The 21839-nt window shown below is 32.6% G+C and carries 18 protein-coding genes and 2 pseudogenes; 4 read left to right on the top strand and 16 right to left on the bottom strand.

The window, feature by feature from the left end; all coding sequences use genetic code 11:
* Positions 1 to 18: 18 nt before the first annotated feature.
* From hblC to AC3WTA_RS03450, 6 genes are all read right to left on the bottom strand, one after another.
* Positions 19 to 1338 carry a hemolysin BL lytic component L2 gene (gene hblC, locus AC3WTA_RS03425; RefSeq protein ID WP_000791001.1) on the bottom strand — a complete coding sequence of 440 codons (1320 nt, stop codon included), beginning with the start codon at positions 1336 to 1338 and terminating at the stop codon, positions 19 to 21.
* A gap of 1514 nt (positions 1339 to 2852) precedes the next feature.
* Positions 2853 to 4082, bottom strand: coding sequence for a helix-turn-helix domain-containing protein (locus AC3WTA_RS03430; protein ID WP_492332820.1), 1230 nt, complete (start codon positions 4080 to 4082; stop codon positions 2853 to 2855).
* 1295 nt (positions 4083 to 5377) lie between these two features.
* A complete protein-coding gene (locus tag AC3WTA_RS03435) occupies positions 5378 to 5848 on the bottom strand; it encodes a DMT family transporter (RefSeq protein WP_000579016.1) in 471 nt (156 codons plus the stop codon).
* A 19-nt stretch (positions 5849 to 5867) separates the two neighbouring features.
* The gene (locus tag AC3WTA_RS03440; protein ID WP_000427368.1) at positions 5868 to 6560 is read right to left on the bottom strand and encodes a Crp/Fnr family transcriptional regulator; all 693 of its coding nucleotides are present in this window, start codon (positions 6558 to 6560) and stop codon (positions 5868 to 5870) included.
* A 19-nt stretch (positions 6561 to 6579) separates the two neighbouring features.
* Positions 6580 to 7005, bottom strand: a complete 426-nt coding sequence (locus tag AC3WTA_RS03445; protein WP_000679405.1) for a DMT family transporter — start codon at positions 7003 to 7005, stop codon at positions 6580 to 6582.
* Between the two features lie 181 nt (positions 7006 to 7186).
* Positions 7187 to 7672 (bottom strand): DUF2798 domain-containing protein, encoded by a 486-nt coding sequence (locus AC3WTA_RS03450; protein ID WP_001143430.1) that lies wholly within the window; start codon positions 7670 to 7672, stop codon positions 7187 to 7189.
* Positions 7673 to 7884: 212 nt separating this feature from the next.
* On the opposite strand from AC3WTA_RS03450, the gene AC3WTA_RS03455 reads away from it, so the two are divergent.
* Together AC3WTA_RS03455 and AC3WTA_RS03460 are read left to right on the top strand one after the other, a co-directional pair.
* On the top strand, positions 7885 to 8487 hold the full coding sequence (locus tag AC3WTA_RS03455) for a DUF2441 domain-containing protein (RefSeq protein ID WP_001000138.1): 603 nt from the start codon (positions 7885 to 7887) through the stop codon (positions 8485 to 8487).
* A 21-nt stretch (positions 8488 to 8508) separates the two neighbouring features.
* Entirely contained in the window at positions 8509 to 9462 is a 954-nt protein-coding gene (locus AC3WTA_RS03460; RefSeq protein ID WP_098098625.1) for a nucleoside hydrolase, read from the top strand.
* 156 nt (positions 9463 to 9618) lie between these two features.
* Here AC3WTA_RS03460 and AC3WTA_RS03465 read toward each other — a convergent pair whose 3' ends face one another.
* The 4 genes and pseudogenes from AC3WTA_RS03465 to AC3WTA_RS03480 form a co-directional block, all read right to left on the bottom strand.
* A complete protein-coding gene (locus AC3WTA_RS03465) occupies positions 9619 to 10485 on the bottom strand; it encodes an MBL fold metallo-hydrolase (protein ID WP_001184105.1) in 867 nt (288 codons plus the stop codon).
* Positions 10486 to 10558: 73 nt separating this feature from the next.
* Positions 10559 to 11092 carry a DUF6843 domain-containing protein gene (locus tag AC3WTA_RS03470; protein WP_000375923.1) on the bottom strand — a complete coding sequence of 178 codons (534 nt, stop codon included), beginning with the start codon at positions 11090 to 11092 and terminating at the stop codon, positions 10559 to 10561.
* A pseudogene (locus AC3WTA_RS03475) lies at positions 11085 to 11714 on the bottom strand (immunity protein Imm33 domain-containing protein). Before AC3WTA_RS03475 ends, AC3WTA_RS03470 begins: the two are co-directional and overlap by 8 nt.
* A 48-nt stretch (positions 11715 to 11762) precedes the next feature.
* The gene (locus tag AC3WTA_RS03480; RefSeq protein WP_000870998.1) at positions 11763 to 12551 is read right to left on the bottom strand and encodes a class I SAM-dependent methyltransferase; all 789 of its coding nucleotides are present in this window, start codon (positions 12549 to 12551) and stop codon (positions 11763 to 11765) included.
* Positions 12552 to 12686: 135 nt separating this feature from the next.
* Between AC3WTA_RS03480 and AC3WTA_RS03485 the strand changes: the two genes are divergently transcribed.
* Together AC3WTA_RS03485 and AC3WTA_RS03490 are read left to right on the top strand one after the other, a co-directional pair.
* The gene (locus tag AC3WTA_RS03485; RefSeq protein ID WP_000440594.1) at positions 12687 to 13424 is read left to right on the top strand and encodes a ZIP family metal transporter; all 738 of its coding nucleotides are present in this window, start codon (positions 12687 to 12689) and stop codon (positions 13422 to 13424) included.
* A gap of 81 nt (positions 13425 to 13505) precedes the next feature.
* Positions 13506 to 15206, top strand: coding sequence for a pyruvate oxidase (locus AC3WTA_RS03490; RefSeq protein WP_000467226.1), 1701 nt, complete (start codon positions 13506 to 13508; stop codon positions 15204 to 15206).
* Positions 15207 to 15517: 311 nt separating this feature from the next.
* Here the strand turns inward: AC3WTA_RS03490 and AC3WTA_RS03495 are convergent, their stop codons facing one another.
* From AC3WTA_RS03495 to AC3WTA_RS03520, 6 genes and pseudogenes are all read right to left on the bottom strand, one after another.
* On the bottom strand, positions 15518 to 16363 hold the full coding sequence (locus AC3WTA_RS03495) for a DUF2785 domain-containing protein (protein WP_001285741.1): 846 nt from the start codon (positions 16361 to 16363) through the stop codon (positions 15518 to 15520).
* On the bottom strand, positions 16360 to 17118 hold the full coding sequence (locus AC3WTA_RS03500; RefSeq protein WP_000155511.1) for an alpha/beta fold hydrolase: 759 nt from the start codon (positions 17116 to 17118) through the stop codon (positions 16360 to 16362). The genes AC3WTA_RS03495 and AC3WTA_RS03500 overlap by 4 nt, the downstream gene beginning before the upstream one ends.
* A gap of 109 nt (positions 17119 to 17227) precedes the next feature.
* Positions 17228 to 18232: an ABC transporter permease subunit gene (locus tag AC3WTA_RS03505; RefSeq protein WP_000267887.1), complete on the bottom strand. Its 1005-nt coding sequence runs from the start codon at positions 18230 to 18232 to the stop codon at positions 17228 to 17230.
* 1 nt (position 18233) lies between these two features.
* Positions 18234 to 19100: an ABC transporter permease subunit gene (locus AC3WTA_RS03510; protein ID WP_000929007.1), complete on the bottom strand. Its 867-nt coding sequence runs from the start codon at positions 19098 to 19100 to the stop codon at positions 18234 to 18236.
* Between the two features lie 53 nt (positions 19101 to 19153).
* Positions 19154 to 20433: pseudogene (locus AC3WTA_RS03515) on the bottom strand (MFS transporter).
* A gap of 238 nt (positions 20434 to 20671) precedes the next feature.
* The gene (locus tag AC3WTA_RS03520) at positions 20672 to 21703 is read right to left on the bottom strand and encodes an alpha/beta fold hydrolase (protein ID WP_000721359.1); all 1032 of its coding nucleotides are present in this window, start codon (positions 21701 to 21703) and stop codon (positions 20672 to 20674) included.
* Positions 21704 to 21839 lie beyond the last annotated feature (136 nt).

The raw sequence follows: 21839 nt of genomic DNA on the forward strand, positions 1-21839 counted from the left end.
TTTTTCAAAAACGTAATATCAAAATTTATATACCTGTTCTTCAAGGTAACTTATTACATTTTTTAATTGTCTTAATGTATCTTTTTGAGACTGCTCGTTAGTTACATCAACATTAGTAGATAATTTTGTAATGTTATTTTTTATTAAATCTAAATCTTCTTTATAGCATTTTAGTAGGTCAAGTTCTACATCTACTTGATTTGCAAACGTATGCAAATCATTTTGTGAAAGAAGAAGCATTGATTTTTGCAAATCTGCTATTGATAGTTTCGTTGTTAAATCATATATTTTTTGGTTTTGTTTCTCTAAGTCATCTAAATATGATCGCTGCTCTGCTGTTAGTTTATTTACTTCTGCGAAGACACCAAATGTTTTCTTAATCTTTTCAGTATCAATGGCTTTCATCAGGTCATATTCTTGCGTTTTTGCGGCTGCAGCTGCAGCTATTTCACCTTGTTTGCTTTTCTCAACTGCTTCACGAGCTGCTTTTTTGGCCGATTCAATTTCTAGAGCAGTTTTACCTTGTTCTGTCGCTTCTTGCGCTGCTTTTTTCTCAGCTTCTAGAATAGAGTTGTTAATTTCTTTTCCTTTGTTATACGCTGCCATCCCTGCTTGAGCAGCCGGTTCAATAATTTCTTTTGAAAGACTATAAATTTCTTTGAATATAGCAAATCCCTGCTCATTTAAAGCTCCTGGTATTAATGCAATTTGTTGTAAATCATTTTGAATTGCTTTTTTGGTATTTAATATTTCATTTTTTAACTGATCTATTTTTCCCGTTCCATCTGTACCTAATATGCCTTGCGCAGTTGCCACATCAGTATCGAAATCTTTTAATTTTTTATCAAGCTGTAATTTAAGATCAGTTAACCCATTAATTTGTCGTTGCGCATTTTCTTGATTCGTCATAGCCATTTCTTGAAGTACTTCAAGTCTATCCAAAAAACCTTCTCTATCTTCTTTATTGTCTACATATGATTTTAATGTCGGATAATAGCTATTAAATTTTGTTACAAATCCTTTGCTTTTTGAATTTAATAGAATTAACTGTGGATAGAGTTCCGATGACCATTCCTTCATATCTTGTTTGATTAGGAATTGATTTGTATTTAAAGCTGGGACTTCCTCTAGCTGTACATTAGGACTCATTAAAGATTGATCAATATACGTTTGGATTAATTTAGATTGCGCACCTAATTTTCGTAATGATGAAGAAATATCCATGTTTTCCTGTTGAGTTTCTGCTTGAACGATTGGTGTTGCGAGAGTATTGATAGGAATAGTCGCTCCAGTTACAATGGATGTTATTAAAAATCCTGTCATTATTTTATTCTTCATTCCGTACACTCCTTTACCATTTTTTTTTATAACTTGATTCATATAACTTGTACGACCTAGCGCTAGGCTCTCTCTTTGTACACGGATGAGGAAAGAGAATTCTTTCAGATAGGGTGTTATCCTTATTTTTTACTTCTAATAGGATGTAAGAATTTTACTCATCTCTCATTTAGATACTCTATTTTTCAAAAATAAACAATAAAAATTCATTAGCTATATTTGAATTAGACACCCAATGGGTAGTAAAATATTAATTCTCCCATAGAGTTGCGGTTTAACTTACAGAGCCGCGAAGATAGATAAACCAATGCTTACAGTTAATCCTGTTTTGACCTTTTTTAATATCAATTACATAATATGTCTCTTAGTTTTGTCAGCAAGAGCCTTACAAGACTACAAAAGATGAACTTATACTGTACATTGCTTATACTTTTATTGCGGAATAAATTCACTTTTGTTATGCAAAAACTTAGAACACTTTTATTACAAACTTGATCCTTCTGAGATTCTAGGTCTCTCATTAATTAACTGATTATTAGGAAAATTACTTCCGACATAATGTTACTTACAACTTCGCTATACTCCTATTAGCGTAATCTTCTCCTTTCTCTCTGGTCATACCAGTTATGTTGTTCATTAAAACATTAAATTTTTAATGCGTAAATAGCAAAATTTTGTCGATTGTACTCAATAATTTAACTGTTAAGTAAAAACACCAGCCAAAAACATTATACAAATATAATTAATTAAAAATTTCACCTCTGCAATTGTAATGATTACAAATTAATATGTATAAGGTTAAAAAATAACTATTTTAGCTTAACCAAGAAATTATATTTTAGAAAAAATACTTATAGAATAATTTAATAGGTTTTTTTATACTTTTTTACCTTTATTTAGTTATGTATAATTACATAAAACATAGATATATCATGTGATATATGTTACATTATTAATTTTCACGAAATACACCCTAATATTAACATTAATAAATATTTAAAATGGAGATATTAATCTATAAACTTATCCATCGTTATAACCATAGGTTTTAAAATATAAAATAGCTGCAAAGCTTTCTTAAAAATCCTTTGCAGCCTCCTGTTTTTTTGTTTTCTTTAGAAAAATAGTGGTTAGTGTATTCTTTCAAGTTAACAATATGGTATAAACATTTCCATTTTGCTTGGATATATGTTTCATGGACTCTTCAAAAGCTATTTGTTTGAGCTGACGTCAGACTCGTTTGTCTAATTCAGAACTATACTGATAAATCCAGCACATAATTATTATTTAAAAAATAGATAAGCTTCGTTTCTCCATTATTTTTGCCAACTCCTGAAAATTGAAACTGTTCCACTAACAAGATAATATCAGGTTAATCATACGTCTATTTGAATACAAGTTCCTTATCTAAACAAATCACACACTTTTTCTAGAGTAATAAGCTCAGTATTTTCAAGTTTTAGAGATTACTTACACCTATGTTTAAGTTTTTACATTGAAACCAGATAACAAACCTATATTATTGTATATTTTTCACGGTACTGTCTAGGGGTCATGCTAGTAATTTTTTTGAAAACCCTCGTAAAATAACTTTGGTCATTAAAGTTAAGCCAAGCACAGATATCTGATAACGAATAAGTAGTTAGAGTTAATAATTTTTTTGCTTCTTCCACTCGTTCCCTTTGAATATATTCGCTTAAAGTAATTCCCATTTCTTTTTTAAATAGTTTAGACAGATAAGTAGGGGTAATTTCCAAATGATTAGCAAGTTCATTGAGAGTTATTCCATCGTAAACATTTTTATTAATATGTTTCATACATGTAGTAACCGCGTATGAATACTTTTGTGCATTGTATTCTTTCACACGATCTGCAAAGGTACGTAAAGCGTCTCCTGACAATCGCTTTGCAGATTCTACGTTATCTAATTGTTCCAAGGTTTGTATATATAAAATACTATGAGCAAAAGCAATATCTGGTGGCAGGTTTCCTTCTATCGCATACCGAGTAGCTAAGGTAATCGCAATAATTCCAAGGTTTTTTTGATTCCTGAGCGGATCCTCTATTAACATAAGTTCAACATCCTCTTGTGAAACTGCATACATATACTGTATTAACTTTTTTTTATTTCCTTCTTTGATAGTCAAAAAGAAATCATTTACTAATGCCATGTTGTGAGTTTTAGGTTTGTTTTGTCGGCGTTTTAAAATATATAAATCAGGTTTCACAATTTTATTAGGAACTTCCTCTAGTACTTTATTTTTTTCTAAAACAATACCTACATCTAACTTTTCATTGAAAATCATGTAATGTAATAAAATTCCCATATCAATTAATGTAGTTTTTTTAATCTCAGATAAACACTGATAATAGGCTAGTCTTTCTTGAATTTTATCATTTGATTTAAATTCTTTTTGAAGTTTTATGGTCATATCATCTGAACCTTTTGGATGTATAGTGGGACCGATAATAATAGTCCCTTTAATGTAATCATGATTTTCTATATGTATTAGAACAAAATTTTCAAGATAGCTGTTACATCTGAAAAGTGGTAAGTTAAAGGGATCGTTTTCTTGATAAATATCACTAAGATGTTCTTCTTTTGAAGAATAAAAAGGACTATAAACATCATCAGATATAGAATGATATAAAATTTTTTTGTCTGTAGATAAAATATGTACAGGGGCATTAAATGCTTTATGTGCAAGATCACACAAGTGTTGTATATCGATGGAAGTATTCATTACATTCTCCTTTTAAGTAAATTATTTGATGAATTTCCGCATTGTTCCTTTTATAGTTTCATAAAATATATTCTGCTAGGTATAATTCACGACAAATAATACTATAAAATATCAAATTAGTACAATTCACGACAAAATATTACTATATCTTTTTTATGAAAATCATATATTATTTAATTGTAATTAGCATCTAAATATCAGAGTAGATAAGAAAATGAAATGAACGAAGGTCATTTCTTAATTCTACAAGATCTAATCATTACACTTGAGAAAACAGTGAAGAACATACAAAATACAGTGGTACTCAATGCGAGGACCAAGCTGGAAAAAAGATTCAAAATACAGCGAAAGTAACAGGAGATACTGTACCACCGCAAGAACCAACAATCAAAATTTCAATTCAAATACTTGTACAAATTGAATTCCAAAAATAGATAATGCTAATTTAAATGTAAAACTGAAAACCTACTGTGTTTCAAATTTTAGACAAAGATAACAAAAAGTCGGGAAATTAACAACAGAGGACAATGATAAGACTATTTATGAACCACTATGCTTCGGAAAGTACACGTTGGAAGAAATTCAAGCACCAAATAGGTCTACGTTATTTAAAGATCTAATTGAGAGAAGAATCTTATCATCAGTACAAAAATAAAAAAAGAAAACATAAAAAACGAATGGAATATTTAAAATTCTGGCGATATAAGTACAACTATTTTTATCTAATCCCCACAATATTACTGGTCCCAACATTAGTTTTATTTTCCACAAATGAGGAAGAAATATATAGATTTCAAAAATACTAGGAATTGCAGAGGAGATAGAACATATGAATAAACTTTATTTATATGTTGTTCATCTTTGTATTATTAATCTTTATGCTACCTAGCTTTAATACCGCACCACATCAACATATTATTAATTTTCCACTTTATTTTTAATTAAAAATCAAAATGCCTTTAAATGAAGTTGTATTATAGTTTATTAAATACTATAAATAAAAATGAAATGCTATTTAAACACCCTATGACTACTCATATGAGGTTTTTTCTCTAATGATACCTATGGTATTAACTTCACTTTAAAGAATCATTTTAAAAGAATTTGAGAAGCCATTTTTCTAGTTCACCATCAAAAATCTTGAAATTTATGTAAAAAAAGAACCCATTTTATATATAGTTTCTTTTTTCATTTCTTTAACTTAGTCTAATCTATATTGGCCAGTTAATTGTTCCTCAGCCATTCGAGCTAAGTGTAATTATTCTAATCATTAACACCTTTTTCCTTTAAATTCTTTAGACCCTATCCTTGTTTATATGAATAGCTTTCTTATTCGAAAATAGATTTTTAAAAATTCCTACCCCTACAATTACTACACCTATTCCAACTAATTTATTTATTTGTATTGGAACGCTCTCCATTCCAAACAATCCGAATGTATCAATACATAATGCAACAACTAATTGTGTAATAAGACTAATTAACACCGTATACGCTGGACCTAAACTCTTTATTGCACCCATTATACAAATAATTAATCCGATACCAAATAACCCACTTACATAAAACAAATAATTTGTAGTGTAAAAATTAACGCTTATACTTTTCTCTGTAATGATATAAAATAACACTGAACTTATAAGACATATTCCAAGAACACATGTAGTTGTTAACCACTGCCCTATATTTTCATTCACTTTCGTATTAAAAACAGATTGTAAGCTAATTAATATTCCTGCTAATATAGCTAAACTAAATCCAATCAAAATCTCCCTCTCCCTTTCATTACTCATATATATTATCTTTAGCAACTTCCTTCATTTTAAAAAAGTCTTTAATTACAATAACTCCATTTCTTTTTTCAATTAATTTTTCTTTATAAAATTTTTGTAACACCCGAATTACGTGCCGATAACTTACTCCTATAAAATCCGCAATACTTGATATCGAAGTTGCATCCAAATCTATTTTATTCATATTCCCATTACTATCAGTAGAAATAGAAAGTAAATAACTAGCTACACGTACTTCTACTGGATAAAGTAAATTAAGTGCTGTAAAACGAGTCGATATTTTTAATGTGTTTGCAATGTTTTCAAGCAAGAAGTTCATAAATATAGGATCATGTAATAACTTATTTCTAATTACAGCATGAGAAATAGAGATGGCTATAACATCTGAACAAGCTTCAACGACATTATGTGCTTTGCTATTTTGTATGAATTCAATATCACCAACAACCGCCAATGGATTGATAAAACGAAGGATCAGTTTCTTTCCCTCTTGTGTAATCGTATAAACTTTTACTTTACCTTTAACAACAAAATATAAACGATCCATTTCGTCATCTATATTGCAAATAAGCTTACCTTTATCAAAATGATTTACTTGAAAATAAGCTGTATCTATCTCTGAAAAAATTTCAAGCATTTTATTAGTTTTCAAATAATGGATAATTAAATCTGATCCATTCTCCACTTTCATTTCCTCCTTTCATTTACATATTAAATACAACAATACCTATAATCATTACTATTGTTCCCACAATATGATATCCCTCCATCTGTATCTTTTTTATATGGAACAGTCCTTTTATTTCAATGAAAGTTGCTGTTAATAATTGAGCAACCATAAGTGTTCCAGCTGTTAATGTAACTCCCATTGAATGTATTGCTATTGTTTCTGCACAAATAATTAACCCACCAAGTGCACCTGCTACTAAATATATTTTTTTCACATCCTTTAAATCTGCTACTTTCTCTTCTTTCTTTAACAAAAATACAGTTGTTGCAATAAGGAATCCAATTAAATGCGTTATAATACTCGTTGACCATATACCGATATGTGAACTAAGTTTTGCATTAAATGTACCTTGAAGTGTAATAAATACGCCAGCTAAAATAGCAAATACAACGCCTTTCAAAAAATCATCTCCTAATCTTCTATTTCTGACTTAATTAAAAGCTATAATCCTATAAAGGCAAAAGGACAAATGTCACATCAGTATGAAAATAGCTACAAATGAACAATAAAAAACACAACTCAAAATATTTGAGATGTGTTTTTTATTGTTTTATCTGTATAAAATATTTTAATAATTATAACTACGCTATATTAACAGGTTTATTCTTCATAACAAACTTTCCAAATAAAACACGCACAAGTGGCCCCATAATAATTAATTGTAGTGGATACGCCAAAATAAAATTTTTAATGAAAATTGAAAAATACATCGATACAAATGAGTCTCCTTGTAGTCCACCATGTAAATACATCATAGCCATTCCGTAAAAAGACATAAAGAAAACCATTCCAATTACCATAGCTGTCGCCATCGCAACTATAATATTTATTTTCTTCGATTTATCAAACGGTAACATGAATACAAGTTTTTTCGCACAAGGTCCAACGATACATATTTCAATTAATAATGCAATAATGAATCCAATTATTAGTTCTAATGCGATCTCCTTAATATGAATTGGCCCTCCTGCTCCATTCAGTAATACATTATAAAACGTCATTACAATAACCATCCCAAGGCACATCATCATACCAAATTGGAGGTTTTCCTTTCTTGTTGTTGGCAATTTCTATCATCCTTTCTGTTTAAGTCTTTGTCATTATATCGATTATGGAAACCTCTTCGTAAGTGAACATTTTGTGAACATATTTAAAGCGTTATCATATATTCACTATACTTTCTGATTAAATTCTCACTCTTACTTATAAAGGTTTTATATATTTCAATGTTGAATTACTAAATTTAACACTGAATTACATTACTACTAGGAGGATAACCATGAATGACACAGAATTTTACGTATACCACATCGTTACAAGGGAAAAAATGGATATTAGACAAATCATTCATTTCGATAAAAATCAAACTAATACCCTATTTCATTTCTTTTTTGAAAGAGAACATTTGAATTCTAGTGGTGAAGATGGCATAAAAATTATAAATAACCACTATAAAAATGAAGAATTACATATAAAGAATGAAAATGCTAAAGTAGTTATGAGTTATATCGATCAAACAATTAGAGCGGTTAGAGAAACGATTGTAGAAATGGTTAGACTACAAGAATTTCCTGAATACCCTTCAAGATTATCTTGTTTATATGCTGCAAAGAGCTATGATGATGCTTTAAAATGGAAAGCATTATTTGATTCTTACAATCGAGAAGTTTTGCAAATTGTTAAACTACGAGTAATTGGAAATTGTTTTGAAGGTGACGGAAATCTTTTACCGAAAGAAGATGGTATTCCTTTCTCTCAAAAAATTGAACAAGCGAGAGAGTATTGGAAAGGAACTGTAAATAATGAACTTCCGGAATTACTGATCAATGGAAAAATTGAAGTGGTGGAAATCATTGATGATTTTTCTAAAATTCATATTTAATTCCTTACTAAATCATATAGGATGGAGATTACAATGAGGGAAAAAGTGTACTTCAATCATGATGGTGGTGTAGATGATTTAATTTCACTATTTTTATTACTCCAGATGGATAATGTCAAGCTTACAGGTGTTTCAGTTATCCCTGCAGATTGCTATTTAGAACCAGCCGTGTCTGCAAGTCGCAAAATTATTGATCGCTTCGGCAAAGGCAATATTGAAGTAGCTGCATCAAATTCCCGTGCGAAAAATCCATTTCCAAAAGAATGGCGGATGCATGCATTTTATGTAGATGCTTTACCCATTTTAAATGAGTCTGGAAAAGTTGTAACACCCGTAGCAGAAAAACCTGCACATCATCATTTAATTGAAACCTTACTACAAACTGAAGAGAAAACAACTTTATTATTTACAGGGCCTCTTACCGATTTAGCCCGTGCACTATATGAAGCACCTATAATCGATGGGAAAATTGAGCGCCTTGTCTGGATGGGAGGAACATTTCGTACTGCCGGCAATGTACATGAACCAGAACATGACGGAACAGCTGAGTGGAATTCGTTTTGGGATCCTGAAGCAGTAGCTCGTGTATGGGAATCAAAAATTAAAATCGACTTAGTGACACTAGAAAGTACAAACCAAGTCCCATTAACTATAGACATACGTGAACAGTGGGCAAAAGAGCGTAAATATATTGGTATGGATTTCCTTGGTCAATGCTATGCTATGGTTCCTCCCCTCGTTCATTTCTCAACGAACTCTACTTACTATTTGTGGGATGTATTAACTACCGCACTTGTCGGAAACACTAGCCTTGCAAAATCTCAAACGATTAATAGTATCGTTCATACATATGGACCAAGCCAAGGACGTACAGAGGAAACTGCTGATGGACGGCCGGTAAATGTAGTATATGATGTAAACCACAATGAGTTTTTCGACTATATAACTGGGTTAGCAAAGAAAGTCTCTAATTAAAAACTTATCTATATGGAAAACCCAAAAATGATGTAGCTTCAGATGGTACAGTAAAAATAATTAGAAATTGGTTGGAACTTAATATTAAAAAGAGTATTGAAAGTTAATTCAATACTCTTTTTGTGCAGTTTAATGTTATCTGATTAAAGCTGCGTTTTATAGATTCACCATTTCATAACCATTTACAAAAAACGTTATTGTTTCTAGTTCATCTTCATTTAATTCTCTATCTACGTCTCGTTTATACGCTGCCTTTATGTTCTCTTCATCGCCTTTATGAGCTTCTGTATATGTTCCTACTGTTTTCAGCAAATGCATTTCTTGTAAAAACTCATCCCGATTTATAGCTGTCCCATGAGAAAGAATATATGTCTCAGCATCAAATTTTTCTAATTCATCTATTAATTTAGACGTTCGTTTCGTCGTATAGTTCCACTTCGAAGAAAAAATATCTGCATATATACAGTCTCCTAAAAACAATATCTTCTCTTCTTTTATATACATAACAACAGAGTCATGTGCATGATCTCCGCCTATATGTTTTAACACGCATGTCACTTCACCAAGATCTAATTCAAGTTGATCGTGGAACGTTAAGGTCGGAGGAATAATTTTAATATTTCTTTGTTCTTCACTGAACTCTTTTTTGATACAATCCGCACAAAATTCTATTTCAGTACCCTCTTTTACGCGTGCGTCCAATGCTTCATCTGTCCATTCATAAGATACTAGTTTCTGCATCTCTTTTTTCGTTTCAGTATGCGCAATAGTTAATGCATTTTGTAGTACAGGCAATCCAAAAATATGATCCCAATGCCAATGTGTTAGTGCTACGAGATCAGGATTTGATACGTTTTGTTCTTTTAGCATTTCTAAAAATAATTGTGCATGTGCTTCTGAATTCCCTGCATCAATCATTAAAGTTTTTTCTTGTCCGACGACCATTCCTAATATAGGTCTATCTGTTTCAGAAACAGGTGTCATATACCAAAATGAGTTTCCTATTTTTTTAATTTGTTGCATAATTAGTTCCTCCATTTACTACTATTCTCTTCAATTTATACTACTTATGAATTTCTTCCATCTAACATACTAACTATTTCCCTTTATTCATATACTGTTCTTGTACATGCTGCATTAAATCTCTCATCTTCTTTTCAGCAGGATGCTCTTGGTTCTCTGGTACCTCTCTACCATTTGCTGAAAATTCTTTAGAACATGCTGTACGAGTTACTTCTAAGTTTGCAAGTGGAAATTCCCAAGAATTTTCGGTTCTACTTCCAGTTGAAGCAAGGCGTATACAGCTAGAATCAAGCTTCGTACGCCTCCCTTCTTTATTTACTGTGTAATATAAATCGTTCACTGTACCATATTTCATATCTTTTGTAGATGTAACAGCAGTACCGTCAGCTGCGAAAGTGACAACACTAAACTCTTCTTCTTTTGGTAACAATTCAGCACCAGGTACGTTATATAAAACAATTAAATCCCCTTCATATTCTTCAGGAATTACGTAAATTGTATCTGTAGTTTCTTTACCAAAACTGATACATCCACTTAAAAATAACGTTAATATGATTCCGAAACAAAATGTACTTTTCTTTACAACGTAGTAAATTCTTCTATCCATTTAAATACGCATCCCAATCATAGTCTTCAATCTTATAGAATCTACCTTTATCATTTCTTTCATATGCACATAAAGGTGGTTCCTCAAGAAATTTTAAAATAGAATCATCTATATTCAATATGACTCCAACTGAAATAACTTGAAAATTTTTAGGATCATTTACATAGTCATCACTTTCATAGCCACTTAATATTGACCAACCAGAGTCGCCTTCTTCTCTCGAATCCTCTTTAAGCATAAAGTTAAATTCTCTTCTTTCCAGTACATCATTACTAACAATTACCTTCGTATCAAAATAAAAATCCCAATCTTTTGAAGCTGGATCCTGATATTCCGTATCACATATATTTTGAATTCCAAATGAAATTTCATCACCTATTTTTAAATTTAAACGATACGGATTATTATTGAGTTTCCCTACAAACTTCTTCTCATTTCTTTCAGTAATTTCAACCCACATTCTTTCTCAATTAAACCCATCCTCTTCTTCATTTTTAGTTACAAAAATTAACTTTACCAAATCTCCAACCTTTAATTTCTCCAAAACTTCTGAACTAGGAAGATAGAATGTATAGGGCGCTTCTTTATTTATTTCATAAACATTATCTAAGTACCAAGTCATCTTTTTCTCTCCTTAAAAGCTTTTCAAACTCATATTTTAAAAATAACACTATTTTTTCTTCCGGCAAACTATTACCATAGAATAGCAGTCTTCCCCTAACTCATTTCCTTCCCAATCATTATATATATGTAATAGTTCAAAACCATTCGCTACTAATAATCTTTCTAACTCTTGCGGATATGTATAGCGAAGGTCAATCGTTGTTTTCAGTTCCTCTACTTGCCCATCATCCTCATAAAACCTTCTTGTTGTTATGTAGTGCTGTATTTGCTGAATTGAATCATATGTCATTTCAGTATATAAATCACATTTTCTTCCCATTTCATCACGAATAGTTGTCCAATATACTTCTGTAGATGGTTGTATTAATTCTTCTTTTGAAGGAAAACGTGTATCGAATATGAATATACCATTATTAGCTAACACATGATGAATAGATGTTAATAGCTTATTTTGATCAATATTCGTAAGAAAATGCTGAAATCCATGACCAACCATAAATGCTAACGGAATTGTTTCTTCAATCTTCAATTGTAAGCAGTCTTGTTGTAACCATTTTACTTTCTTATATTTCATAGATTTTCTCTTCGCCTCAGCAAGCATACCTTCATGTATATCTATACCAATCATTTTATATCCGTTTTCTATAAATGGAATTGTAACCCTTCCTGTTCCGCAGGCAATATCTAGAATCCATTCATTTTGTATACTTAGTTTTTTTGCCCATGATAGTAAGAACGGAAAATCTGACAAACTTTTATTTTCCACATCATATCGTTTTGGATTTTCATATTCAGATAGACTCCATTTTGTTTGCAAACGTATTCCCCATTTCATATTTCCACTTAAGCTTAATATATAAATTATAAAGAATTATTAGTTTTTTCTCTATAATCAAACACAATTACTTGGACTAATCTAACTTTCCTTTTCGTAAGCTAAAAATAAGTGGAAGAATCGGAGTGTGATACGATGGAACGATTATGGATTCCTATGATAGTTACATTTTTTTCATTCGGTGGATTACTATTAGGCGGCGCTGTCGGCATTGCTACGCGCCAGCTAATTGAAGAAAAAATGCATCGTTTATATGCATTATGTGGCGGAATTTTGCTTGGCCTTTTATCCCTTGAAATTATTCCTGAAACATTTGCAAGCTATGAAATAATTGGGCCTATACTTGGTATAGCTATCGGTATTTTAATTATGAGCTTATTAGATAACTATTGTCACCATCCAATGATACATAAAAAAGATCAACAAGCGTGGCAAACTTTCCTTTTTCTTTCTTTTGCTATATTTATTCATAATTTGCCGAGTGGCTTTGCATTAGGTACAGCATTTATAAATCATAATGATTCTGCCATTCCTTTCTTACTTGCGATTGTAATTCACCATATTCCTGAAGGCCTAGCATTAATCATCCCCTTCCTCTTTACAAAGCATAAATACATTTCATTTTTATTAACGACTTTATTACTTTCACTTATTCTCGGAACTGGTACTGTTTTTGGCATTTTGATGGAAGGAAAAGCTCTACATTTACAAGGGCTCATTATGGGGAGCGCTATCGGTTCACTTGGCTATGTCACAATTCATGAAATGCTTTGGAAAGCTAAGAAACAGCTCTCTTTCCTTTCATTTTTAACATGGGCAACTAGTGGATTTTTACTAATAACAGTATTTACACTATTTACTGGTCATCATTAAAGATAATAATATAATCATTTGTATATTTTTCCTTTTTCTCCAAAACATAATAGTATCTACCTATTATAAGGAGGAAAAATTATGTTTGGGAAAACAGCCGGTGAAGCATTAGTTGACCTATTAATTGACTGGGGAGTAGAACACATTTACGGAATGCCTGGAGATTCTATCAATTCTATAATTGAAGCTTTAAGAAAAAAACAAGATAAAATCAAATTCATTCAAGTTCGCCATGAAGAAGCTGGTGCACTAGCAGCAGCTGCCTATGCTAAGTTAACAGGAAAACTCGGTGTTTGTATGGCAATCGCAGGGCCGGGTGCTATTCATTTATTAAATGGTTTATATGATGCTAAACTCGATAAAGCCCCTGTTCTAGCAATTTCAGGTCAAGTAGAAACAGATTTACTCGGGACGGATTTTTTCCAAGAAGTAAACTTAGAAAGATTATTCGATGATGTTGCGGTATATAACCAGCGCATTATGTCAGCAGAACAGTTGCCTGCTGTCGTGAATCAAGCGATTCGAATGGCTTATACGAAAAAAGGTGTATCTGTTCTTACGATTCCAGATGATGTTCCGAAATTCGAAGTAAAAAGTGGTGCTCGTGTTACAAATACTTCTTTTACATTACCTGAGTTATTTCCGCAAGAAGAAGATTTACATGCTGCAAAACTCGCAATAAATGAAGCGAAAAAGCCTGTAATTTTAGCTGGAAAAGGTGCGAAACATGCGAGAGAATCTTTACTTACTTTCGCAGAACACATCGGTGCTCCAATCGTACTTACATTACCAGCTAAAGGCATTATCCCTGATGAACATCCACTTTGTATCGGTGGATTAGGATTAATTGGAACGAAACCTTCTTATGAAGCAATGAAACATGCGGATACTTTAATTATGATTGGTACTTCTTATCCGTTCACCGGTTTCTTACCCGAAAAAGCAAAAACAATCCATATCGATACTGATCCTGCCCAAATCGGAAAACGTTATGTAACTGATATCGGCTTAGCTGGTGATGCTGATAAAACATTAAAATGGTTAATTGAAAATGTAGAAAAACACGAGAATCACTCCTTCTTAAAGCATCACCAAGAAATGATGAAAAATTGGGAAGAAAAATTACACAATCAAGAAGACGATTCTTCTACTCCAATTAAACCACAACGCGTTATGCATACACTGCAACAAGTAGCTCATGATGATGCAATACTATCAGTCGATGTCGGAAATGTAACAGTATGGACTGCAAGGCACTTCCGTATGACAAACCAGCAATTTATCATTTCTAGCTGGCTCGCAACTCTTGGCTGCGGTTTACCTGGTGCAATTGCTGGAAAAATTGCTTTCCCGGATAAACAAGTGTTTGCAGTTTGTGGTGACGGTGGTTTTGGAATGACAATGAACGACTTTGTAACAGCTGTTAAATATAAACTGCCAATCGTTGTCATCGTATTAAATAATAATAAGATTGCCATGATTAAATTTGAACAAGAAGTTATGGGTAATATCGAATTTGGTACAGACTTAACAAACCCTGATTTCGCAAAATACGCAGAGGCGTGCGGAGGTATTGGATACCGCGTTGAAAATTTAGATGAACTACTTCCTGCTTTCGAAAGTGCGGTAAAACAAAATAGTCCGTGTATTATTGATGTAGTTGTAGATGTAAATGAAGCACCAATGCCAGCAAAAATCACCTTTGGTCAAGCAGCTGGTTATACGAAGCATATGATAAAAGAATTATTTGAAGAAGGTAAGATTGATTTACCACCACTTTAAACGAAAAGACGAGGATAGATAAAGCAGAAAGTATTATGCATTATCTATCCTTTTTTGTACATGTACTAAAACACATTTTTAGGCCTTATTGAACTAAAGCATTCTTTAATTCAATAAGCTTTACAGAAATGCTACCCTTTAGTTCAATGAGGAAAAACTGCCTTAATTGCAGCCCTTGCCTCTCCTTTTGTGCGTGGTGGGTGGTACTTCCATTTTACCAATGGATGGTTTCTTCTTGTTTTTCTTGACATAAAAAGGGGCCGTCCCAAAAGCCAATTTCCCATGGCTTTTGGGACGGCCCCTCTAACCCTTTAACTGAAAGAAAACCTGTTCAATATTGCCTCGGTACTAAGTATAACAGTGTTAAGCTCATTCCCTCCGCTATCTTGTCCCCTTCTGAAATAGAGACTGCGTAAAAAATTTTTGCTGTTCACGCGAGCAATCACCTGACTGCGACTTCTCGGCAAATTGCAGCATTGCGCTAAACCACTAATCCAATCAGCGATTTCTTGATGTGGAAGTAACTCTTTGTCAATCATCGTACCCACGATGTTTACTAACCGTTCATCATCCTCATCGCTAAAAATGTGTCTACCATTATGAAGCATGCCAGAAATAGCGACAAGAACCTTACGCAGCATTGTGACGCTGCTCTCCTCACACTGCACCAGCTCGACAAAAACATCCGCACCATGAGACGCGCTGTGAGCCCAGCCTCCTACTGAAAGGTAACCTCGCAGATCCTTCTCCTCTTTATAATAACGGAGCATCGCATGCATTAATTGCTCAATTTCCGCTTGATTAAAAAATGGATTCTGTCTGTGGCGTTGCACAATCAAAGCGATAGGTAAGGCCGAGAACGTCCTTGTAAAAACTGACTGATCATCCTCGCTACCAATACTATAGAACAAATGGTTCTCATCAGTCAGAACAGTTAAGAGGCTTCGTAACTCCTCTTCACTGAATCTATTCTCTTCCTTAATCCACATATAAAACATTGAATAAATCAAGTTATCTCGTAATTCTGGCTGAGGATCGCCAATATATTGAAGTAACAAAGGTAAGAAATCTTGATGCCGCTCACCTTCACGTAACTGATACTCATCCTTCTCAATTCTTTGCAAATCCAGCATCAATTTAGTCCTTGTATCGCTCATTTCCCCATCTCCTTCAACATTAACATAATCTCCTCTATAACAACTTCTGGCTCATCATGATGAATATAATGTCCACTTCGACTAGCAATCCGGTACTTGCTTGACGTTGATAGCCATTGGAATTCTGCTTGGAGCCTTTGCTCAATTCCCAATATTTCTTGAGATGGCCATCCCTCTTCAACATTGTCAGCTAAACCTCTTGTAATAATTGCAAGAGGTAGGTTACTTTGCTTTGAATGATCAACGATTTGCTTATAACTTTGTATTTTATCAATCTTCTCACTATTCAACATAGGATTCTCGTAATATTCCCTATTTCTTGCAAGCAGATTTTCGGGTAGAACCTTTTCATAGGCAAGTTCTTTATATTCCGGTGCAGCGTCAACCAAAACCATACCACAGATGTTCAGTGGATAAAGGCTGGCGTATAATCTAGCAACCAAACCACCAAAAGAATGTCCCACCAATATATAGGGCTTCTCCACTTCAAGCGCTAGCAACAATTCGTTTAGCTCCTCGACTAGATTATAGCAAGTCGTCGGGACGGATGCGACTTGACTCCTGCCAATACCCGACCTGTTATAGGAAAAGGTTGATGTTTCTTGCGATATTCGGTCTTGGACTTTTTTCCATGTCTCATAACTATCGCCTAACCCTGCTATGAAGATTACGCTTGGAATACTGTTACGTGAATATTTATTTAATAGTCTGTGGTTATCACATATATCAATTATCTTTTTATTTCGTATAGTCACTTTTAATCACCCAGTTCAATTATAGGATTTACACTATCGATATTTCTATAATAATTCGATTATTATTTCTTTTAAAACTTTACTGTTTTTTTAACTTCAGCTATCTTTTTTATTTTTGTATCTCTCTATAAAAAGAAAAATCATTCACATTAGTTTGTATTCGTTTCTCTTCCTTTACTTCTTTATCCTTGCTCTTAGGTATTTTTACATTTCCTAGTTTAATCGCATCTTGCATACTGTTACTAATCAGATTTCCCGCTAAAATTGTCATACTATAAAAAGCAATCGGTATAAGTACAATCCATGTATGTGTAGTTAAATGGCGGAAGTTTTGACCAATTAGACCCGTCCATTCTTTTGTTACACTATCTGGATCCATTCCACTGAAGGTTATTGTTCCACCAAAAAATAATTGCAACAAACCAAGGTGTAAAAGAAGCAATAAAGTACTCACAAATTGTTGGGCTACTAATAAAAGAAATGTTGGTAACATATGCGGCCATATATGGCGCTTCAACCTCTGCCATTTACTCCCGCCGAGAACAGTAGCTGCCAACATAAATTCCTCTTTCTTAATACGTTTTACTTCTTGCGCTACATATAGCATAACTGTTGGTACAGCAAGGAATACAAGAACTATAATTTGAAATGCCACCCGCAAATACAACGGCACAACTTCCGCTCCACTGTCAAACGTTAAAACTTCATTTAACATAAAATAAGAAATCATGACCATTGGTACAATACTAAAAGGATCAAAAAATGATGAAATAACTGGAAAAGAACGTTTACCATACATACCAAGAAGTAAACCAACTCCCCCTCCAACTATAACTCGTAAAATCGCTATAATTATACTCGCTCCAACTGTCCATTTCGCGCCTTCTATTATTAATTGAACAAGGTCGCGGCCTTTCACATCACTTCCAAACCAAAATTTACTTGATGGCGAAAATGGAGCTGCCTCTAGTTCTCCTTTTTCGTTATACATCATCGTAAGTTCGCGAATATTCCCATCAAAAAACACCGTATATCCAATACTAACAATCATTAGTACACTTAAAAAAGTAATACCTATCCAAAATCTCACATCTCTTTTTACAACTTGCCACATATTACACACGCTCCTTTATCACATTTTGCAAGAGTGTATGTACTATACGAAATAGTATAAAAAGCGGTACGTATAATATTACTAGACTCACTGTAAATATTTCTAATTTAGAATTTTCTTTTACAAAAACAAACATACCATATGTATTAAATATCCATTCAATAATATATAAATTGGAAAGCATAAATAATATATTTGTTTTCGCATAATAAATTGTCGTCAATAAAACATTTCTTGAAATATGATGTGTCAAAATATGCTGTAAGCTTAATCCTTTACTCTTGGCAAACAAACTATAATCTTTCTCTAACTCTTCTTTAAATCGTAATAACAACAGTTTAATAAATAATAATGTTGTTGGTATTGTAAGACATATAATCGGTAACAAACGTATCCTTTCTTCCCCTAATCCAGCTAGTTTGACCGGCATAAATCCTGTTTTTTGAAAAAGAATTACGACAAGAAGTTGTGATAATAAAATAAGTAATATATCTGGTATACTCTCAAGCGTAAGAAAAATCCCGTTCCACATTTTCTGTTTCATATGAGAACGTTGCAATACCCAAACGACAAGTACATACGCTATAAGCAAAGATAGTAAAAACGCTGAGAGAAATACAATCATCGTTTCAATATAATGAATCCATATTTGTGGAAATAATTTTCTTGAGTCCCGAAATCCATATGTAATTTCACCTGGTTGAAGTAACTTTCCTCCAAGAAATACAATCGTGTTCCAAAAACCGATTAAATCCATTTGCAATCCCTTAAATAAACGTGGCAGCGCACCTAAGCAGATTATACATAAAATAGCAGCTACTAGTTGTAAACAAGTAATCCCACACCATTTAACAATTCGCATCAACATAACGATTTCTCCTTACTATCCGATAGAATATTCAGAAATCAAAACCAGATATATTACATCTCTTCAGCTATACCTTGCACTCGTTTCTTTCCACTAGGTAAAATGGCTTGATATAAACACGTAACAAAAAATAATAAACCAAATAAAATAATAAACCAAATAAAATAATAAACAACGTATCTGCAAGAATCCATTTCGGGAACAACATCGCTATCGCACCGAGAGATAACAGCTGGAATCCTGTCGTTAATGGACTAAGTAAACTTTGAACGCGTCCCATGAATGACTCTTCTACAATTTCATACATCCAGCCCATTATTGCAACATTAATAAATGGTAAAAAGAAAGTCGCAAAAGCGATACATACATAAAAAGACCATACGTGATTTACAAAGTAACACATACCGAAAAAGACTCCTGAGCCCGCCATTCCAAATACAATAATAGGCTTAGGTGCATATTTCTTACCTATACTTGTTGCTACTACACTTCCAATTAGTAATGAAATCCCTCCAACTGCACCACCCACCATCGCTAAACTTTCATACGTTGCTGGTGCTAATTTATATTTTAATATGTAAGTTGTGGATACGCTTAAAATACCATTTAATAGTCCAAACACGATAAATCCTAAAAGTAATTTTTTTAAAGTATCATTTTGATATATGTACTTGATCCCTTTTTGAAACTCTGTTATTAACATTTTCAAATTAACTTCTTTCCATTTTGTTCTACCGTTTGGCAAACGCACTTTTTCTGGAATGGAGATCGTTTGAATCAAAATACCACTCATAATAAAAGTGAGCGTATTTACTAAAATACTCCCGTATATTCCAAAAGTCCAGTACACCATCGTTGCAATTCCTACACCAAACAAAGCATACAAACTATTCACCATTTGATTCACACCTGCTGCTGCACCGTATTGGTCGGATTCAACTACTCCCTGTATCATCGACTGTTCTGATGGAGAGAAAAATTGTATACATGCATTTTCCAAAAATAAAAATATAAAGACGAGTATAATCATTCCGTAATAAAGCGAAATTAGAATTCCGATATTACAGAGCGAACAACATATGTTACTTACCGTACAAATACGTTGTCTATCAAAACGATCCACTACTGTCCCTACTAATAGAAAAAAGATTAATGCAGGTAATGCCATCATAATTTGTGTCATCGTTGCGTAAACTGGTTGTTTTCCGTATTGGTCTAACAAATAAAACATTAAAGAAACTCCAGCAATCATAGAACCGAGTCGCTCTAAAATATTTGCTAGAAAAAAACGTGCATACACTTTGTTACGAAATAACTGTAGCATTTCTTTCATACTTCTAACCCTTTCTCTCGACAAAATTTTATTTTTTCAGTCATTTCTCGGAAGTTACATTATATTTTTCGACCATTATCCAATCTTTTCCTTCTGTATAGAGCACAATAAAAAAAAGACTCATGTTTTTTATACAAGAGTCTTTTTATTTAACTTCGCTTCACGTAATAATATGTAGCTAAAATCTTTATACGTCTCGCTAACTATTTTAATTCTCTAAAGTTCGGATATACTTTATTTATTTTATAAATGTATCGCACATCCACTCATAAAATTTTTCCTTCTCTTCAAATTGCGGATAATGAGCTGACTTTTCAAAAGTAATGAATTCTTTTTGATTCACTTCAATCATATCAAAATATTTTTTCGCTGCATGAAATGAAGTATTATAGTCGTATTTTCCCATAAGGAAATAAAGCGGTAGCTTCATTTCAGTCACCTTAGTAGGCAATGGGTTCTTTAAATCCTTTTCTAATAAGACAGTTTGAGAATGTGATAATCCAACGTTATAACGAATTACATCTAAAAAGTTATATTCATTACTGAGTAGCATCCCAATGTTATCACCATCTGGATTTTCAATGAGTCTTGATGTTCCACCATATTTTGCAACATAATTCCTCGGAGTGTATGTATCGCCATTTTTAATTTTTTCAGTCAACTCATTTAAATAGGCAACCTCATCTGTATTCCCAGCACTTTGTGCCTGTTCAATCACATAGTTTAAACTATCCATTTCACTTTCTACTGTATCACTCATTTGCCCTATGCCAACATATGCTTCATATTTTTCAGGGGCTTTATTGGCAGCTTGCAATCCGATATATGTACCGTAAGAATGACCAACCAATATTACTTTTTCTTTACCAAGATGTTTTGAAACATAATCTGTCATAGCTAATAAATCTTCTACAAGAAGATCTGATGTAAGATTCGAATAGTCTTCAAAGAAATGATACGACTTCCCACTCGCTCTTTGATCGTAATTAACAACTGTGAATTTCTCTTCCAATAAGTTTTGGTATTTTTGCGCATATGGTATTTCTGAAGTACCTGGTCCACCATGTACAAAAATAATAACCGGATTGTTCTTATCTTTTCCGCGTATCATAATTTCATGATCACTTCCATTTATCTCTACTTGCTCTAATGTACTTATACTGTTTTTCCCTTTTATTTGCGAGGTCCATGTAGGAAATATTAGTGCTACGATTAATAATAGTAAAATGATGACTCCAATAAGTTTTATTAATTTTTTTATCTTCTTCATAAGTAGTTTCCTTTCTTTTAAATTTATAAAAACATTAATTTAGTTCAGTAAAACTACCTCAAAAAAATATAAATATACAACAATTTCACCTTGATCTTTTGCACATTTTTAATATCCCATACACTTCTTAATTTTC

This window comes from Bacillus sp. EB106-07-01-XG149, from assembly GCF_058791555.1.

What these genes read in the sequence shown, in the direction of transcription:
- AC3WTA_RS03485 (WP_000440594.1), top strand. Translation starts at nt 12,687, where the DNA reads ATGGAACGATTATGGATTCCTATGATAGTTACATTTTTTTCATTCGGT.
- AC3WTA_RS03520 (WP_000721359.1), bottom strand. Translation starts at nt 21,703, where the DNA reads ATGAAGAAGATAAAAAAATTAATAAAACTTATTGGAGTCATCATTTTA.
- AC3WTA_RS03490 (WP_000467226.1), top strand. Translation starts at nt 13,506, where the DNA reads ATGTTTGGGAAAACAGCCGGTGAAGCATTAGTTGACCTATTAATTGAC.
- AC3WTA_RS03430 (WP_492332820.1), bottom strand. Translation starts at nt 4,082, where the DNA reads ATGAATACTTCCATCGATATACAACACTTGTGTGATCTTGCACATAAA.
- AC3WTA_RS03470 (WP_000375923.1), bottom strand. Translation starts at nt 11,092, where the DNA reads ATGGATAGAAGAATTTACTACGTTGTAAAGAAAAGTACATTTTGTTTC.
- AC3WTA_RS03480 (WP_000870998.1), bottom strand. Translation starts at nt 12,551, where the DNA reads ATGAAATGGGGAATACGTTTGCAAACAAAATGGAGTCTATCTGAATAT.
- AC3WTA_RS03455 (WP_001000138.1), top strand. Translation starts at nt 7,885, where the DNA reads ATGAATGACACAGAATTTTACGTATACCACATCGTTACAAGGGAAAAA.
- AC3WTA_RS03505 (WP_000267887.1), bottom strand. Translation starts at nt 18,232, where the DNA reads ATGTGGCAAGTTGTAAAAAGAGATGTGAGATTTTGGATAGGTATTACT.
- AC3WTA_RS03495 (WP_001285741.1), bottom strand. Translation starts at nt 16,363, where the DNA reads ATGAGCGATACAAGGACTAAATTGATGCTGGATTTGCAAAGAATTGAG.
- AC3WTA_RS03460 (WP_098098625.1), top strand. Translation starts at nt 8,509, where the DNA reads ATGGAGATTACAATGAGGGAAAAAGTGTACTTCAATCATGATGGTGGT.
- hblC (WP_000791001.1), bottom strand. Translation starts at nt 1,338, where the DNA reads ATGAAGAATAAAATAATGACAGGATTTTTAATAACATCCATTGTAACT.
- AC3WTA_RS03510 (WP_000929007.1), bottom strand. Translation starts at nt 19,100, where the DNA reads ATGTTGATGCGAATTGTTAAATGGTGTGGGATTACTTGTTTACAACTA.
- AC3WTA_RS03465 (WP_001184105.1), bottom strand. Translation starts at nt 10,485, where the DNA reads ATGCAACAAATTAAAAAAATAGGAAACTCATTTTGGTATATGACACCT.